The organism is Microbulbifer sp. ABE4_465, from assembly GCF_056160765.1.
The window spans coordinates 472435-489485 of sequence record NZ_JBSWXV010000002.1 but is presented as its reverse complement, the minus strand read 5'-3'; the positions used below and the strand labels follow the sequence as shown (position 1 = coordinate 489485).

The following is a 17051-nucleotide window of genomic DNA, read 5'->3' as shown; positions in this document are numbered from 1 at the left end:
ATAGCTTACTGCAACCGATTGGCTTGTTTCTATAGCACTTTGATTAAAAAAAACCGGCAGTAAGCAAGCTTACTGCCGGTATAAATCAGATGGTCCCAGCCATCTACGGTTACAACAACACTATCAAGAGCGAAATGAGGCATCCGTGCCTCTGTCAGGCCCTTCCACGATCCCGGCTTCCTAGGCTCTGTGGTTACCGGGCCGGCCTGACAGTTCGGCTTGCGCCGAAGTCTTCCTGATCTGGTTACCTGCCGCCTAGGCTCTGCGGAGACAGGTAACTACCAATCCTTTGGCAAAATGGTTAAAGGGCGCTTTGCTGTTTGCCGATGACGAGAGCAAATCCTTCGCTCCCGCTGATCCTTATCCGTAGATCCGTTTTCCGTAACGGACACCGGAAACAGGGTGTCTGCAATCCACCTTGCCGCGGCTCCTGTGAGGGCCGGGCATCGCGTCCCCTTCAACCTTGAGGTGAAATTTACGGATTTCGCCATTACAGGTCGATCACACGCCATTACACGCTATTACACGGGTGGGGATTTGTTGTTCAAGCTGGTGGATTCTCCGCCACCTCAACCCCGTCATCACGGCGAGGGAACGTCATGCCGGACTTGTTCCGGTACCGTGTTCCAGAGAGCGGAGTACTTGGATGGTTCCTTGCTGGATGCCGGATCAAGTCCGGCATGACGGTGATGTCGTCATCCCGGCGCAGGCCGGGATCCAGGGGGCGGACTGCCTGGGTGGTTCCTTGCTGGATGCCGGATCGAGTCCGGCATGACCGGTTTCGTTGGGCGCGGCGTGTTGCCCTGGCTTTCACTACACTGTGAAGTCGGTGCCCAATGCACCGGGCAGGTTTGCGCCTGCCGGACGATTGCTTGTTGGCCCGCAGCCGATCCCGTAAGATCGGCGGTCATTTCGCCCATCAATTAAACAGCGCTGATTAATTAAAAATGTCGAGAATGTTTACGCGCCTGGATTGTCGCGCTTTTTTCCGCACGCTTCCTCTGGCTGTTACTGCCTATATTGCGCTGCTGTTAACGGCCTCTTTTGCACAGGCGCAAAGCTACGAACGACTGTACAGCGATTACCGCGGCAGCCTGTATCAGATTCGCCTGATCGAGCACTCCTCCAATTCCAAGGCGGGGCTGGGTTCCGGTTTCCAGATTTCCAAAGATGGCCTGATCGCCACCAATTACCACGTGGTCTCCGAGGCGGTGCACGATGCCGACAAGTACGTCCTTAAATACCTGTCGGTGGATGGCAAGGAAGGCGAGCTTGAGCTGCTGGATGTGGACGTGGTCAACGATCTGGCGATCCTGCGCCAGAAGGGTACGCCCGGCCCGGATTTCCTGCAGCTGGCCAGTCAGGCGCCGAGCAAGGGCGAGACCATAGTCTCCATGGGTAATCCGCTGGATCTGGGAATGACCATCGTCCCCGGCACTTACAACGGCATCGCCGGTGGCAGCTTTTACGACCGCATTCACTTCTCCGGCTCCATCAATCCCGGTATGAGCGGCGGCCCGGTGATCAATCGCAACGGTCAGGTGGTAGGCATCAACGTGGCTACTGCGGGCAATCAGATCAGCTTTCTGGTACCAGTGGACAAGCTGGTGGCCCTGCTGCAGGACTATAAAAAAGAAGCCGGCGAAGGCAACGGCGCGCTGGAGCTGCAGCCGATTATCAGCCGTCAGTTGCATCAGAACCAGCAGCGCATCATCGACCAGATCCTCAACGCCAAATGGCAGCTGCGCCCCCTGGGCGATGCCATGGTGGTGGGGGAAATCGTGCCCTCGATCCAGTGCTGGGGTAACACCAGCGACGACGAAGACGAGCTGGTGAAGCAGGTGGCCAAAGGGTGTACCGGGCAGGATGTGGTATTCCTGTCGGAAACCTTTGATACCGGGCGGGTGGAATACGAATTTTTCTGGCTGGAGTCCGAAGACGATTTTCTGTCTTCGCGTTTCTACGCGGCCTACGAGGAAAATATGAGCGGCTTCTTCCCCGGCAACAGTGCCGGAGAGGACGATGTAACCGACTTTAACTGCAAGCAGCAATTCACCACCCACCCGCGCAACGGCAAGACGCACTCTGGCAACGGTGCAAAAAACAAAGAAAACGGCGAGGACTCCGGCGACGAGGCGCAAACGCCGCCCAAAGCCAACGGCAGCAGCGAGCCGGTGATCGCACGCACCTCCTACTGTGTGCGCCGCTACAAGGACTACCCGGAGCTGTTTGACGTCTTCTATGTGAGCCTCACGGTGGATCACGACAACCGCGCCCTGGTGAGCCACTTCACCCTGTCCGGGTTCACCCAGGAATCCGCCACCGCCTTTACCCAGAAGTTTGCGAGCGAAGTTCAATGGCACTGATTATCGAAGAAATCAATCGTGCCCACCGGGTGTGTAACCGCTTCCGCCTGAACGGCGAGCGCGCCACGCTGGGCCGCTGCTACAGCAACGACGTGATGCTGGAAGACCCGCACGTAGACCCGGTACACGCGGAAGTGGTACAGGACGAAGACGGCTGCTATGTCCTGCGAGACCTGAACAGCCTCAACGGCATGCGCCTGATGCGCAATTTTCGCGATAAATCCGTCAAGCAGGCGGACGTGAGCGAGCGCCAGATCCAGTGTGGTGACGAAGTGCAGATCGGCAAAAGCCGGGTGCGTTTTATCGATGCGGAAATGAGCGTGGCGCCGGCGGTACCCCTGCACTCGGCGGAAAATGTGTTCGATCGGGCGGCAACGCCGATTGTCGCCATCGCCCTGTGCCTGCTGGTGGCAGGGCTCAGCCTGTGGCTTGCCTACCTCGGCAGCACCATGGAATTCGAGTGGACCGGGGCGGTGGAAGTACTCACCGACGCGGTGATCGGACTGCTGATTTACGCTGCGGCCTGGGCCTTTATCGGCAAGGTGGTCAAGCACGAGGCCCACTTCCTCGCACACCTGTCCATCGCTGCCACCGCGGCGCTGGTCTATGCCGCCTGGCAGTGGTTTGGCTCCCTGCTCAACTTCAACTTCAACCTGCACCAGGCGCTGCCGCTGCTGAATATTCTTGCGCTGGCGGTGATCCTGCCGGTAATGCTGTGGTGCGCGGCCTATCTTGCACTGAATATCGCTCCCCACTGGCGGCTGGTGGCCTCGGTGCTGCTGCCCTGGTGCTTCCTTGGCTTTGCCGCGGCGGTGGAGATTGGCAAGATGGACGAGTTCAGCGACTCCCCCGAGGTGTCCAAGGAGCTGAAATCCAAGAGCCTGCTGTGGCGCAAGCCGGTGCCTCTGGAAGACTTCCTGGCATCCACGCCGGCGCTGTTCGATATCCCGCTGGAGCCGGACGACGAGACAAAGCCGGCCAAGAAGAAGACGGCGGAGGCGGAGCTGGAGGTACGCGGCGAGTAATCGCCCACTTTATTCCACCGCAACCGTCGAACTCTGTGCCGTGAACACATAAAATCTCCGCGCGCCGCTGCCTTCTGGCGCGCACAAGGAGTGAATGTCATGACCGAGTCCCGCAAAGATCACAGCCTTTTCTGGAGCCCCGCTGTGGCGAAGCTGCAGCCGTATGTTCCCGGCGAGCAGCCCAAGACCACCGCGCGCCTGATCAAGCTGAATACCAACGAGAGCCCCTACCCACCTTCCCCCAAGGCACAGGCGGTGCTGCAGGAGGAAGGCCTGGCCGCCCACCTGCGCCTCTACCCGGACCCGGAATCCACCCAGCTGCGCGAGACCATCGCCGCCCAGTTCGATCTGTCACCGGAGCAGGTGTTTGTGGGCAACGGTTCCGACGAGGTACTGGCGCACGCGTTCTATAGCTTCTTCCAGCGCCCGGAGCCGCTGCTGTATCCGGACATCACTTACAGCTTTTATCCCGTGTACTGCCAGTTTTACGGCATCGAGTCACAAAAGCTGCCCCTGCGGGACGACTTCTCCATCGCGGTAGAAGACTTTGCCATCGATAACGCCGGCGGCGTGATTATCCCCAACCCTAACGCGCCAACCGGGCGCTATTTGCCGCTGGCGGAAATCGAGAAGCTGCTGCAGTTGCACCCGGAGCGGGTGGTGGTGATCGACGAGGCCTATATCGATTTTGGGGGCGAGAGTGCGGTCGCCCTGATCGACCGCTACCCGAACCTGCTGGTGATTCACACCCTGTCCAAGTCCCACGCGCTGGCGGGTTTGCGCCTGGGCTATGCGATGGGGCAGGCACACCTGATCGAGGGGCTGAACCGGGCGAAGAACTCCTTCAACTCCTACCCTATCGACGGTATTGCCCAGAAGGTGGCAACGGCGGCGATTGCCGACCGGGAGTGGCTGGCGGACAACTGTGCCAAGGTGATCGCGACCCGCGAATGGACCTGCTCTGAGCTTTCGGGCCTGGGCTTCGATATCGTCCCTTCCACCGCCAATTTTATCTTTGCCAAGCCGCCGAAGATCTCCGCCGAGGATCTGTTCAAGGCCCTGCGCGAACGCAACATCATTGTGCGCTACTTCAACAAGCCGCGGATTAGTGAGTACTTGCGTATCAGCATTGGTACCGATGAGGAGATGCAGGCGCTGGTGGCGGCTTGTCGGGAAGTGCTGTAGCACTCTCCCATTTTGCTTCCTCAGGACTAGAAACTACCTTGGCGGCCCTGCTACCGGGTAGGCCCTTGCGAGACACGCCGTGAACCCATCCATGGGGGCTCTGCAAAAACATCCTGTTTTTGAAGGTCTCGCAAGGGCCTACCCGGTAGCAGCGCCTTCGCATCAAACCTCAACGAATTACTACGAAAGCGGATACTTCCACAGAACTAGCGGACGGAACCTCTATAATTTCTCGACCACTAAACCCTAAATCGACGTACCCGCAGTAACCATGTCGCCTCAGATCAAGAAAGCCTTTCAAATCCTATCCGCCGCCACACTGGCTGTGCTGGCGAGTACTACTTTCGCCAAAAACCCCTGGGAAGCGGTAAAGAAACCGTCCAACCAACTGCCGGAAAGTATCGGCGGCTACAGCAATGGCTGCCTGAGTGGCGCGGAGCAGATGCCACTGCGAGGCGAAGGCTTCCAGCTGGTGCGTACCGGGCGCGACCGTCACTATGGCAATCCGTATCTGGTGGAGTTTCTCAAGGATTTTTCCAACGCCGTGGAAGAACACAACCTTGGGCGGCTGCAGATTGGGGATATGTCCATGGCCCGCGGCGGGCCATTTAGCAGCGGGCACAAGAGCCACCAGCAGGGGCTGGATGCAGATATCTGGTATTCCCAGGACGAGCGCGCCGCCGAGCGTCCGCTGACATCCTGGGAGCGGGATAATATCTCCGCCATCCCCATGGCCGATGACCGCAAGCATATGCTGCTGGAGAAAAACTGGGACCCGCGTATTCCCGGTATTCTGCGTCTCGCCTCTGAGGATCCTCGCGTCGCGCGAATCTTCGTGCATCCCACCATCAAGCGAAAAATGTGCAATATTGCAGGGAGCGATAACGAATGGCTGCGCAAGGTGCGCCCCTGGTGGGGGCACAACTACCATTTCCACGTGCGCCTGAATTGCCCGCCGGGGGACAAAAATTGCAAGCCGCAGGCGAAGGTACGCGGCAATCCCTGCGGCGGTGGTCTGGACTGGTGGTTCAGCGATGAGTTTTACGCCATTCTAAACGGTACCGCGCCGACCAAACCCAAGCCGGAAAAGCCGCCGAAGAAACCAGAGATGCCAACTCAGTGCGCCCAGGTACTGACGGCACCGGCAGAGCCGAACAACTGATGAGAGCCAGATGAATAAACAGGCCCCAAATAGCAACCCATCACAGACCATTCACGTTTTGCTGATCTGCGGCGGTGGCGGCAGTGAGCACGATGTCTCCCTGCGCACCGCAGATTTTATCCAGCGGGAACTGGCGAAGTCGCCAAAGTTTCAATTGACGCGGGTGACCATGGACGCCGACGGCCGCTTTGTGGATGAAAGCGGTCAGGTGCGGGAGCTGCGTTCGGACAAGCTGTTGTACAGCGCTTCTGGCGGGAATTCCGGCAGTGCGCAACCGGTGGATTATGTAATTCCCTCTATTCACGGTTACCCCGGCGAAACCGGTGATCTGCAGTCGCAGCTGGAAATTCTCGGGCTGCCCTATTTCGGCTGCGGGCCTGAGGCAAGCAAGGTGTGTTTTAACAAGATCACCACCAAGCTGTGGCTGACGGCGCTTGGGATCGACAACACCCCGTATCAGTTTCTGTGTGCGGACAACGCAGACGAGGCGGCGAAGGCGCAGGATGCATTGAAGCAATGGGGTTCGGTGTTTGTGAAGGCGTCGAATCAGGGGTCTTCGGTGGGCTGCTACAAGGTGAGCGATCCGGAGGCTCTGGACGGCGCTTTGCGGGAGGCGTTCAAGCTGTCGCCCTACGTGCTGGTGGAGAAGTGCCTGAAGGTGCGGGAGCTGGAGGTGGCGGCTTACCTCTATGACGGCGAATTGGTTGTGACGCCGCCGGGGGAGGTGTGTGCACCGGAGGATACTTTTTACAGTTACGAGGAAAAGTACGCGGAGGCGAGCCGGGCACAGACCCATGTGATGGCGGAAGGCTTGTCGGATGCGCAGCTGGGTTGGATTCGCGAGGCGTCGAAACGGGCGTTTGTGGGGTTACAGTTGAAAGATCTTTCGCGAATCGATTTCTTTCTGACGGATGACGGTGAGATTTACCTGAATGAGGTGAATACTTTTCCGGGTATGACCTCTATTTCCATGTTCCCGAAAATGCTGCAAAACCAGGGGCATGATTTTTCTTCTTACCTCGGTGCTCTGATCCACTCAGCGGTCTCTTGAACACTGTGGCGGCGCCGCTACCGGGTAAAGCCTTGCGAGACACGCGGTGAACCCATCCCTGGGGCTCTGCACCGCCATCCATGGCGGTGAAGGTCTCGCAAGGCTTTACCCGGTATCGACGCCTTCGCCCCAACTTTATGGGGTACTTTCTACTATCGCTAACTTGCTTGCGACAGTACTTCTGACAGCCACCCTTCCTGCCTTTTTCTCGAAAACTGCCCCCGCAAAAACTCCATCTGATCTCCACGAATCCGCGCGCTGTTGGTAAGTGCCAGGTATTCCGCCGCATTGGGCACAAATGGCAGTGCCAGTAGTTCCATGTCGATATTTTCCAGTAGCCGGTTGCCCTTGTGCTGGTTGCAGCGCCGGCAGGCGGTGACGACGTTTTCCCAGGTATCGCGGCCGCCTTTGGAGACCGGGTGAATATGGTCACGGGTGAGCTCGCGGATGGGGAAGCGGTTGCCGCAGTACAGGCAGATGTGCTGGTCGCGGGCGAACAGGGCGCGGTTGTTGAGTGGGGGGCGGGTACGGGGGCGGGCCATGCGGTCGCCGCCGCAGGCGATGATGGCGGCGAGGTCGAGGGTGGAGCGTTCGCCCAACCGATTGAAGCCACCGTGTACGGTCTGTACAACGCCACCGAGGGTCCAGGTGACCAGTTCCCGCACATACAGACAGGCGGCTTCTTCCCAGGTCAGCCATTCAAGGGGTTGGCCGGCGAGATTCAGCCTCAGGATTTGCGCTTGCACGAGTTCACCTCCCGTTTTTGCGAGCTCAGGAAACCATCCAATAAACAACAAAGCCCCGCGGACAGTCCGGCGAGGCTCGGGGAATTTAAAAAGTTGTCAGGGAAAACGTTGGCAGAAGACTTGGAGAAAGAAGCGGAGAGAGAGAAATTCGATGCGCGGGAGGAATGGAGCGAATTTTGGAGCCGATGGAGGCTCGACCACCAGTGATGAGCGGGTGGTTGCGATACGAACGGGTACAGCATTTGATTACTGAATTCGTTATCCTCCTCATACTCACCAGTCATAAAATTGGACCGGCTTGCTCTGATTAAAGCGGAGGTTTGTTACGATTTCCAGACAGTGGAGGCAATCCGCTGCAGAATTTTGCCAAACAGCGGCAGCAAGCCTGTATAGACAAGACGTGAAAGCAGTAAAACAAGAAGAGCGATACGGCGAGTTCGGGAAGGAAAGGAATTTTGCAGGCCCAGAACGTAAAACACCGCTTGAGCAATCCGGCCCAAGCGGTGCGTCTCACAGGATGGTGCCCAAATCCTTTCGGGCTGGCAGCGCGGTCTCCAATCCTTGGTGACCTGTCCTTGCCGCCGTTGCAATCCGTTCTCCGTCCTTGCAAATACATTATGGTCGAATGGGAAAATTAGGGTAGTGGGAAAGTGCTGAACTTGTTGTAAGAGATGTCTTACAAGCGAGTGACGGGCGTCACATTAAACCTGATCAGGTCCGGGGGGAGTGCGTGGCGCGTATCGCAACTGGTACGTCTGTGCGACATTCAGCGGCTTACTATAGTTACTTCTGTTACGAGATCAAGACAACTGTGAGATCTACGTCGAAAAAAGCGCTAGTTTTTTATCTTTTCGCAGCATTTGGCGCCATTGGGGTATTTGCGCTGGTAATTGCACTTTCACTGGGATGGGTGCCCGGGGTGAATGTTCCCTGGGGACAACTGTTCGGTGCGAGTACCAATGAAGATACGGTACGGCACCAGATAAAGGTCGCCGACGGTTTTCACGTTGCGTTGTTTGACGATCAGGTTCCCAACGCGCGCTTTATGGCGATTACCCGCAACGGCGACCTGCTGGTGTCACAACCCAAGCTCGGGCAGGTCAGCCTATTGCTGGCGGATCGCAACCGCGACGGGAAAGCGGATGGCAAGCGGGTACTGATCGACGGTCTCAAGCGCCCCCATGGCCTGGCACTGTTTGAAGACTGGCTGTTTATCGCGGAAAGCGACGGCGTGGGGCGAGTTCCTTTCGACCACTCGGATGGCCGTATCGCCGGCAGTTACCAGAAGGTCGTTAGCGGCCTTGCCGATACCGGTAACCACTGGACAAAAACCATCGGTATGGGGCCGGATGGCTGGATGTATCTTTCCAGCGGCTCTACCTGCAATGTCTGCGCAGAAGAAGACCCGCAGCGCGCAACGATCATGCGCTTTCGACCGGACGGCAGCAATTTCGAGATTTTCGCCACCGGGCTGCGCAATAGCGTCGGCTTCGACTGGTCTCCCAAAGATGGCGCCCTCTACGCTACAGACAACGGCCGCGACTGGCTCGGCAATGATTTCCCGCCCTGCGAACTGAACCGAATTGAAAAAGACGGGTTTTACGGCTGGCCCTACGCCAATGGCGACCGTATTCCAGACCCGGACCTGGGAATTAACGGCAGTGCGCGCATTCAGCAAAAAATCAAAACGTCCATTCCACCGGTATATGAATTCCGCGCGCACAACGCGCCGCTGGGGATGCGCTTTTTACGCAGCCCCCTGCAACCGGCCGATTTCCGTGATTCGGCCCTGGTCGCGCTGCACGGCTCCTGGAACCGGGATGTCAAAGACGGCTACAAGGTACTGGTACTGCACTGGGATGAGGACGGACGCATTCACGCAGAGGACTTTGTCTGGGGGTTTTTATCCGAAGACCGCGAGACGGTGTTCGGGCGACCGGTGGATATCGCCGAAGATGTACGGGGCAATATTTATATTTCCGACGATTACGCCGGTGCGATCTACCGCGTGCGCGCGGGCGCACCCTCGGGCGAGAATTCAGCGCCTGCGGACGGGCGCCCGCCGATCAGCGCCCCCAAGAAACCACTCGCCATCGACAGTAGTGCCGCCCGACAGGGCGCGCAGATTTACCAGCGCCGCAATTGCATCCGCTGCCACCAGCAGCTTCCATTAGAAGACCTGAGCCGTCGCTACACCATCAAGCAGCTCGCGGATTACTTCGATACCCCCACGCCGCCGATGCCCAATTACGGTTTTAGCAACAGCCAGAAGCGCGCCCTGGCCCACTACCTGATGGAACAGGAGATAAAGGGCGGCGGGCGGCAGCTGGAACATTTTCTGCCTTAAAACGGCGCACCCCGATGAAGGCCGGGATCCAAGAAACGGAGTACTCGGCTGGTTGCGGGCTGGATGCCGGATCAAGTTCGGCATGACGGTGGATCCCATCATCCCTACCCAGCGGCGGGTATGGAGAGATTGGGCGGAGGGGTGAGAAAAGAGTTACTGCCCTTTCGGCCGTTTCTGCAATTTGCGCTGCAAGGTCCGCCGGTGCATCCCGAGGGCACGGGCGGTTGCGGAAATATTGCCATCGTTTTCCGCCAGCACCCGCTGAATATGCTCCCACGCCAGCCGGTTGACCGACGGCGGTGCGCTGGCGATTTCCGGCAACTCCGGTACATCATCCAAGGCGCCCTGCTCGCCGGTCAACGCCGCCATCAGTTGATCGCCTCCGGCCGGTTTGCACAGGTAGTCGTCCGCCCCCAGTTTGATGGCCGCCACCGCGGTTGGAATACTGGAATAACCGGTCAAAACGATGATCCGCGCACGCGGGTTGGCCGAACGCAGTGGCGCTATCAGCTCCAGCCCACTGTCGTGGTGAATTTTCAGATCCAGCAGTGCGCAATCGAATTTTTCCCGCGCGACCAGTCCCTGCGCTTCATCCACCGACTCTGCCACCCGGGTGTCAAAGCCCCGGCGCGACATGGCCCGCTCCAGCATATTGCGGGTACCGGATTCATCGTCGACGATGAGTAGTCGCGGGGCGGAGTGACTCACAAGATTTCCTCACGCTCGACTTCCAGCGGCAATTCGATGGTGGCGACCGTACCCGGAACATCCTTGCGCGCGGTCAGCGTCAACTTGCCGCCAAGCTGCGCAAGTGCGGTTTTGCACAGGATCAGTCCAATACCGAAACCACCGGATTCCGTAGCGGGGCTCTCAGACTCGAGCCCGCGGCCACTGTCGGCAATTTCGATGCACAGGCGATCTCTGCTCCAGTCCACATCGAGGGCCACCGGTTGTGGAATATCCCCGGCTAGAGATGCATCCAGGGCATTGTTCAGAATATTGATCAGGGTCTGCTCCAGAGTCAGCGGCAGGCGCGCCTGTTGCTGATCGGAACCACGCTGCTGGAGCGTGAAGCGCGCATCCGGGCGCAGCAACTGCCAGCGTTCCAGGCTGCGCTCGATAAACGCCGCCACCGACTGCAGCTCTTCACTGCCCGCAGGGTCCCGCGCGCGGCTTTTCAGCTGCTCCAGGGCCTGCTTGCACAGATTGACCTGCTGCTGCAGCAATTCCAGATCGTCTTTTACCGGCTCGGAAAAGTCCTGCTGTTGCGCCTGTAATTCCTCCACCAGCAACCCGATCGTCTGCAGGGGCGAGGCCAACTCGTGGGCAGTGCCCGCCGCCAGCGTCCCCAGGGAAAGGACCTGATCGCGCCGCGCCTGCTCCTGTCGCAACTTGTGCAGGTGGCGATCGCGGCTGCGCAGGGCCTCCGCCATGCTGTTGACGAAGCCGGCGATAAGCAGCGCAGAGAAGGTGAAGGTTGCCCACATGCCGATCAGGTGTTGATAAAAATCACTGCCCTCACTGGCGTGGCTCATGTTGTGGCCGGCGTGAGCACCGTGCCCACTCTCCACACCGGGAAAAAACACCATCAATCCGGTGTAGATGGCGATACTGATGGCGGCCATCAGCCAGGCAAAAAAGCGCGGCTGGGTGGCCGCGGCGATAGTCAGGGGAACCAGCAGATAGGTGACGAAGGGATTGGCAGCGCCGCCGCTAAAGGCCAGCAACGGCGGCAGCCACAGCCAGTCCATCAGCAGGTGACCGAAAAACTCCCGCCGCCCCACCGCAACACTGCCGCGCGCGCGCCAGCCGCTGATCAGCGTGGTGACCACTCCGAGCAATACAAACACCAGTGCACTGCCACTGAGAGAATCCGCCAGCCACAGGCTGACACCGATATAGGCCGAGAGCGCGATGGCCCGCAGCGCCGTAAGGCGCCGCAGGTTGGTGATGATGGTTTTGTCTCCACCCAAGGGTGGCGCTGGGGATGACACGGGCAATCTACTCGGTAAAACGTATATTGCTATTGTGTCGCGGGGGCGGGCATTGGGCCAGTACTCGCGCTCCGGGGTTTGCGCACCGCCTTTTTACGGCGCCCCGCGAGCATCACACCGCCGATCACACTGCTGCCGATCAATACCAGCTGGGTGGCGACGATCAGGTAATCCCGCACCTGACGACCGGTAAACGGGGTCAGGTGGCTCCATTTGTGCAATAGGGAGAAAGACAGGCTCTCGACACGATCGACGCCACGGGACTGATCCACCAGAACTCCGGTCACCGGATCCACAAACAGCATGGTCTTATCGTCATTGGCGACGTCCACCTGCCACACCGGCAGGCGCTTGTTGCGAAAGTCGTAGCCGGGCCCGTAGCGGGTCACCAGCGACATTCCGGCGATATCCTGCGGCTGAATACCGGCAAGCCGCGCAGCCAACAGCTGAGCCTGTTCGCGGTCACCAAATTCGGTCAGTAACTGGCCATTGCGCGCATCCACAAACACGGACCCCGCTTCCGATGGGCGGCCGTCAAAGCGCTGGTTGCGATTGCCGGGCGCGGTACTTTGTGCCGGCGCCAGGCCCACGCGGTACAGGGGTATGCCCTCTGCGCCGCGAATCAGCGACAGGCTGTTGATGGCACGGCCATCCAGCGCGTTTACCCAGGCAAAATCCGTATTCAGATTGCGGTACTCCCCCGCTTCGCCAAGGCGCAGCCCCTGCACCGACTCCACCAGAGAGGACTGCAGCAGGTGGTAGAAACCACTCGCGGACCAGCCCAGTAGCGGCAGCCACAGCACATAGCCGAGCAGGCGGTGATAGCGGCGCTTGCCGTCCTTGATCTTGCGCTGCTTCAAAGCAAATACCAGTGCGAGCCCGGTAGCCGCAAAGGCAAATAGGGTCAGCATCAACAGGCCCACCAGAATCAGCCGGCCGTATTCCAGATCGTCCAGCCAGGCAAACGTGTGCAGCTGGCGGAACACACCCTGCATTACGGTTTTTGTGCTGTCGGTCATGGAGGCCAGGGCCGCCGTTTCCGTATGCACGAACAGGGTCAGGCCATCGTCACCTTCAAACCGGATCCGGTAAACCGGCAGCAGTCGATTGACCGAGGGATAGGTATTGTCGAACCGGGTTTGCACCTGCACCTCGGCAATCTCATCGACCGGGCGGCCGCTGTAATAGGCCGCCAGCCAGCGGGCCTGGTGCAGGTCGCCGTCGAGCACCTCACGGCCACTGTCGAGGTCGTAATAACGGCGCGGATCCGTCTCGGAGTGGGTCACCTGCAGCAACGGTGCACCGTCGCTCGGCACCAGTTTCACAACACGCGCGCCGCTGACCTTTTCCCCGTCCGCCAGCAGCGCCGGCAGCCTGCCCAGTTCAGAGGCCTCGAGGCTCACCGAGGGCGGGAAGAACTTGGCCGCCGACGGCCCAAACCAGGCCATCATCGGGTGGCTGATACCGGAAATGGCCCATATCAGGATACCCGCCAGCGCCCACCAACCGAGCTTGTTGTGCCAGTCCAGCCACTGCTTTTTCAGGTTCATGCTGTTCTCTTTTGATTGTTGTTTTTATTACGCCGTGTATCAGGGAATCAGAAGCGGTAGCGCACACCGGCAAACAGCGAGCGCGGCAGTCCTGGGCGGTAGCTCAGGTCTTCATCGCCCACCTGGTTGGAGGTGTAGGTGGAGTAGCGCTCGTCGGTAATATTCGACAGGCGCGCGTAGACAGACAGGTCTTCACCCACGTCGTGGGTGGCGCGCAGGTTGAACAGTTCGTGGCCGGCGTATTGCTGGGTATTGGTTTCGTCGGTGTAGTAGTCACCCATATGCGACCACTCCAGTTCCATGCGCAGGCCGGTGAGCCACTCGGGCGTATAGGCCAGAGTGACGTTGGCGAGGGATTCCGGTGCGCGGCTGATATCGTTGCCGGCGAAATTCAGGTTTTCGCTGACCATGCAGAAACAGCTCGGATCAAACCGGCTGAATACATAGGAATAGTCCTCGTACTGCTGGCGCATGGCCGCGTAGGAAACCCCCAGCTGCCACTCCTGCCCCACCGGTGCCTGTACGGAAACCTCCACCCCCTGGTGGCTGGTCTCACCGGCGTTGGTGGTCTTGCGATCATTGCCCTCGATGTAACTGACAATGTCGTTTTCGGTGGTCATGTCATACACCGCCACCTCGTAATTCACCCGCTCGGCGACGATACCGCGCAGGCCGATCTCCTGGCTGACACTGGTCACCGGTTCCAGCTCGGTGGTGCCCTCGGAGGAACCCGGACGGAACAGGGTACCCACGGTGGGCGCGCGGAAGGCGTGGCGATAGCTGGCGTAGAGCTGGTGGCTGTCGCTGAGTTTGTACACCGCCCCCAGTTTGGGGCTCAGGTTGTCGTAATCCCGGGACTGGGATGCGGGACGGAAGTGCGACGGGTCCGTATTCGGCGTACCTAGCTGATCCTCATAGTCCACCTCGAACACGTCGTAGCGCAGGCCGGCACTCAACAGCCAGTTTGCGCTGGGGGCGAATTCCGCGTGTACGTAGGGAGATACGGAGGTCTGCTCCGCTTCAAAGTGGTAGGTCAGCTCGCCGGTGCGCGCGTAATCCACAAAGTACTCGCCGTCGCGTGTGACGGTGATGCGTTCCTCGCGGTATTCCGACGGGGTGTAGTCCGCGTCCACTCCGACAATCACTTCACCGCCGTCGAAATCCCGGCGGTACTTCAGCAGCAGGCCGTAGGAGCTGAATTCGGTATCGCGGATATTCGGGTCGTAGGTCACCATCCAGCTGGGCATCATCGCCGAGGTGTTGTGGCGCACAAACGGGGTGGCGGTAATCAGGCTCTTCTCGTTCGGGGTGTAGGACAGCTCGGAAGACAGGCGAAAGGCCTCGATATCCCGACCGCCGATATCCCCATGGTACAGGTTTTTCTGCACATTGTTGCGGTAGTCCTCTTCTTCAAGACCGGACACACCGCTCTGATCGATGGTGGAGTACGACAACACCGTCTTGCTGTCCCAGCCCTCCGCAAACTGGCTGTCCAGGCGGCCGCTCATGGAGGTGCGGGTGTAGTCGGCCTCCTCGCGGAAACCTTCACTGGCGGTGCTGTTCAGGTCAAGGCGAAAGGCGCTGCTCTCACCCAGCTTGTTGCCGCCGGAGATCAGCGCGCGCTGCCAGCCGTCCGCACCCAGTTCGCCATTGAGGGAAAATTCGGCAGCGTCCGGTGCCGCCTTGGTGACCGCATTGATCACCCCGCCGATAGCATCGCTGCCGTATAGCGCCGACGCCGGGCCCTTGGTGACCTCCAGCTGCGCGCTCTGGGGCACATTGATCTCGTACAGGCCGTTGTGGTTGAAGAAGCCGGTGGGACGGGTGGGAATGCCATCTTCCAGAAACAGGTAGACCCCGGCGGTGGAGATGGGCTGGCGGATCGAGGTCATATGCCCTTCCCCGCCCAGGTTATTCACATGCACCCCGGCCACGCGGTTGAGGGCGTCCGCGGGATGCGCCGGGGCGATATGCTCCAGCGCCTCTTCGCTGATCACACCGACGGATTCCGCCAGCTCCGAGCGGGTTTTGGCCTCGCGCGTGGCGGTGACAATGACCTGCTCGAGTGCATTGTCGGGCAGCGGGGCAGTCTCTGCGGCAGCGAAGGTTGCGGGAATCAGCGCGATCAGGGCGAGCGGACGCAGTGTAAATGGGGCAGTGCGGGACACGGTAACTTCCTTGTTCGGCGTTTGTATCAACAGATGAATCCTACCGAAAAAGTCCGCTGCGCAAGTGCGCCATATTGTCGCAGGTGGGCGTCCCGTTGACCCCTTTTCCGCTTGCGGCTAAGGTTGCCCGCACCCGCAAGCCCTATCAGAGATTTTCCCCATGCCCGCAAAGAAGAAAGCCGCAACATTTGAGAGCGCACTGGAAGAGCTGGAACAGCTGGTGGAGCGACTGGAAAGTGGCGAACTGCCCCTGGACGAGGCGCTTGCGGACTTTGAGCGCGGGGTGAAACTGACCCGCGAGTGCCAGCAGAAACTGGCCAGCGCCGAGCAGAAGGTCAAGGTACTGATGGAAGAAAACGGCAAGGTGCAGGAACTGCCCTTTGACGCCGCCGACGAATTCTCCGGAGACGCGGACTAAGTGAGCAGCTCCTCCCCGGTTTCCACCCCTGTGCCCGCCAAACTCAAAGCCTTCCTGCAGTCCTCCAGCCTGCAGGTCGAGCAGACCCTGAAGTCCGCCCTGGCCGACCGGAGCGACGCCGAATCCCTGTTTGCCGCCATGCAGTACGCGGCACTCGGTCCCGGCAAACGCTTGCGCCCGGCATTGGTGTACGCCTCCGCATTGGCACTGGGCGGCGAAACCGCCGCGAAAGATTGCCACGAAGCTGCCGCCGCTCTCGAGTGTGTACACGCCTACTCTCTGGTCCACGACGATCTCCCGGCCATGGACGACGACGACCTGCGCCGCGGCCGCCCCACCTGCCATATCCAGTTTGACGAGGCCACCGCAATCCTCGCCGGTGATGCACTGCAGTGCCAGGCATTCGAGCTATTGGTGAACTCGGCGCTGCCGGCGGAACTGAAGGTAAAGGTGATTGGCGAGCTGGCCCATGCCTCGGGAGCCCGCGGCATGGTGGCCGGTCAGGCGATTGATCTGGCGGCAGTGGATCACACCCTCTCTCTTGAGCAACTCAAAGAAATGCACCGCCTGAAAACCGGCGCACTGATTGTCGCCAGCGCGCGTATCGGCGCCCTGATCGGCGGAGCCAACGAGATACAACTGGCCGCCACTACCCGCTACGCCGAAGCGATCGGCCTGGCATTTCAGGTGCAGGATGACATTCTCGATGTGACCGCCGATACCGAAGTCCTGGGTAAAACCCAGGGCGCAGATGCGGCGCGCAACAAACCCACCTACGTGTCGCTGCTCGGGCTGGATGGTGCGCAGGCCAAGGCAGAGGAACTGCATCGGGAAGCCAGTCAGGCCTTGCAGGAAATCTCCACTGGCGCCGAAAACGTCAACCTTAATATTCTCCAGCAGCTCGCGGATTACATTGTTAAGCGGGATCACTGATCGGCCTGACCGAAAACGTCCCGCAGCCCCTTCGCCTCCCCACCTGTATATGCTCTACCGCGACCGGTTTTCTACAACTGGCTCGCGGCCTGTGACTTTTTAACGA

13 protein-coding genes are annotated in these 17051 nt (G+C 59.6%); 8 read left to right on the top strand and 5 right to left on the bottom strand.

Going from position 1 to position 17051, the window contains the following annotated elements:
* The first annotated feature begins 947 nt into the window (after positions 1–947).
* From ACXAG1_RS05745 to ACXAG1_RS05725, 5 genes are all read left to right on the top strand, one after another.
* A complete protein-coding gene (locus ACXAG1_RS05745; protein ID WP_475119196.1) occupies positions 948–2366 on the top strand; it encodes a S1C family serine protease in 1419 nt (472 codons plus the stop codon).
* Positions 2357–3391, top strand: a complete 1035-nt coding sequence (locus tag ACXAG1_RS05740; protein ID WP_475119195.1) for an FHA domain-containing protein — start codon at positions 2357–2359, stop codon at positions 3389–3391. Before ACXAG1_RS05745 ends, ACXAG1_RS05740 begins: the two co-directional genes overlap by 10 nt.
* A 99-nt stretch (positions 3392–3490) precedes the next feature.
* Positions 3491–4576, top strand: coding sequence for a histidinol-phosphate transaminase (gene hisC / locus ACXAG1_RS05735; protein ID WP_475119194.1), 1086 nt, complete (start codon positions 3491–3493; stop codon positions 4574–4576).
* 271 nt (positions 4577–4847) lie between these two features.
* A complete protein-coding gene (mepA, locus tag ACXAG1_RS05730; protein ID WP_475119193.1) occupies positions 4848–5738 on the top strand; it encodes a penicillin-insensitive murein endopeptidase in 891 nt (296 codons plus the stop codon).
* 10 nt (positions 5739–5748) lie between these two features.
* Positions 5749–6789 (top strand): D-alanine--D-alanine ligase, encoded by a 1041-nt coding sequence (locus ACXAG1_RS05725; RefSeq protein ID WP_475119192.1) that lies wholly within the window; start codon positions 5749–5751, stop codon positions 6787–6789.
* 158 nt (positions 6790–6947) lie between these two features.
* Here ACXAG1_RS05725 and ACXAG1_RS05720 read toward each other — a convergent pair whose 3' ends face one another.
* The gene (locus ACXAG1_RS05720) at positions 6948–7535 is read right to left on the bottom strand and encodes an HNH endonuclease (protein ID WP_475119191.1); all 588 of its coding nucleotides are present in this window, start codon (positions 7533–7535) and stop codon (positions 6948–6950) included.
* A gap of 919 nt (positions 7536–8454) precedes the next feature.
* On the opposite strand from ACXAG1_RS05720, the gene ACXAG1_RS05715 reads away from it, so the two are divergent.
* Positions 8455–9882, top strand: a complete 1428-nt coding sequence (locus ACXAG1_RS05715; RefSeq protein ID WP_475119190.1) for a DUF7133 domain-containing protein — start codon at positions 8455–8457, stop codon at positions 9880–9882.
* 153 nt (positions 9883–10035) lie between these two features.
* Here ACXAG1_RS05715 and ACXAG1_RS05710 read toward each other — a convergent pair whose 3' ends face one another.
* From ACXAG1_RS05710 to ACXAG1_RS05695, 4 genes are read right to left on the bottom strand one after another with little or no spacing between them, the layout of a single operon-like run.
* Positions 10036–10590, bottom strand: coding sequence for a response regulator transcription factor (locus ACXAG1_RS05710; protein ID WP_475119189.1), 555 nt, complete (start codon positions 10588–10590; stop codon positions 10036–10038).
* Complete coding sequence (locus ACXAG1_RS05705) at positions 10587–11855, bottom strand: sensor histidine kinase (RefSeq protein ID WP_475119188.1); 1269 nt, start codon at positions 11853–11855, stop codon at positions 10587–10589. Before ACXAG1_RS05705 ends, ACXAG1_RS05710 begins: the two co-directional genes overlap by 4 nt.
* Before the next feature lie 50 nt (positions 11856–11905).
* Positions 11906–13426 (bottom strand): PepSY domain-containing protein, encoded by a 1521-nt coding sequence (locus ACXAG1_RS05700; RefSeq protein WP_475119187.1) that lies wholly within the window; start codon positions 13424–13426, stop codon positions 11906–11908.
* Between the two features lie 47 nt (positions 13427–13473).
* Positions 13474–15594: a TonB-dependent receptor gene (locus ACXAG1_RS05695; protein ID WP_475119186.1), complete on the bottom strand. Its 2121-nt coding sequence runs from the start codon at positions 15592–15594 to the stop codon at positions 13474–13476.
* 160 nt (positions 15595–15754) lie between these two features.
* Here ACXAG1_RS05695 and xseB point away from each other — a divergent pair, with 160 nt between their 5' ends.
* Together xseB and ACXAG1_RS05685 are read left to right on the top strand one after the other, a co-directional pair.
* A complete protein-coding gene (xseB, locus tag ACXAG1_RS05690) occupies positions 15755–16012 on the top strand; it encodes an exodeoxyribonuclease VII small subunit (protein WP_475119185.1) in 258 nt (85 codons plus the stop codon).
* Positions 16013–16042: 30 nt separating this feature from the next.
* A complete protein-coding gene (locus ACXAG1_RS05685; protein ID WP_475119343.1) occupies positions 16043–16945 on the top strand; it encodes a polyprenyl synthetase family protein in 903 nt (300 codons plus the stop codon).
* The last annotated feature ends 106 nt before the right edge of the window (positions 16946–17051 follow it).

What these genes read in the sequence shown, in the direction of transcription:
- ACXAG1_RS05740 (WP_475119195.1), top strand. Translation starts at nt 2,357, where the DNA reads ATGGCACTGATTATCGAAGAAATCAATCGTGCCCACCGGGTGTGTAAC.
- ACXAG1_RS05725 (WP_475119192.1), top strand. Translation starts at nt 5,749, where the DNA reads ATGAATAAACAGGCCCCAAATAGCAACCCATCACAGACCATTCACGTT.
- ACXAG1_RS05700 (WP_475119187.1), bottom strand. Translation starts at nt 13,426, where the DNA reads ATGAACCTGAAAAAGCAGTGGCTGGACTGGCACAACAAGCTCGGTTGG.
- mepA (WP_475119193.1), top strand. Translation starts at nt 4,848, where the DNA reads ATGTCGCCTCAGATCAAGAAAGCCTTTCAAATCCTATCCGCCGCCACA.
- hisC (WP_475119194.1), top strand. Translation starts at nt 3,491, where the DNA reads ATGACCGAGTCCCGCAAAGATCACAGCCTTTTCTGGAGCCCCGCTGTG.
- ACXAG1_RS05745 (WP_475119196.1), top strand. Translation starts at nt 948, where the DNA reads ATGTCGAGAATGTTTACGCGCCTGGATTGTCGCGCTTTTTTCCGCACG.
- xseB (WP_475119185.1), top strand. Translation starts at nt 15,755, where the DNA reads ATGCCCGCAAAGAAGAAAGCCGCAACATTTGAGAGCGCACTGGAAGAG.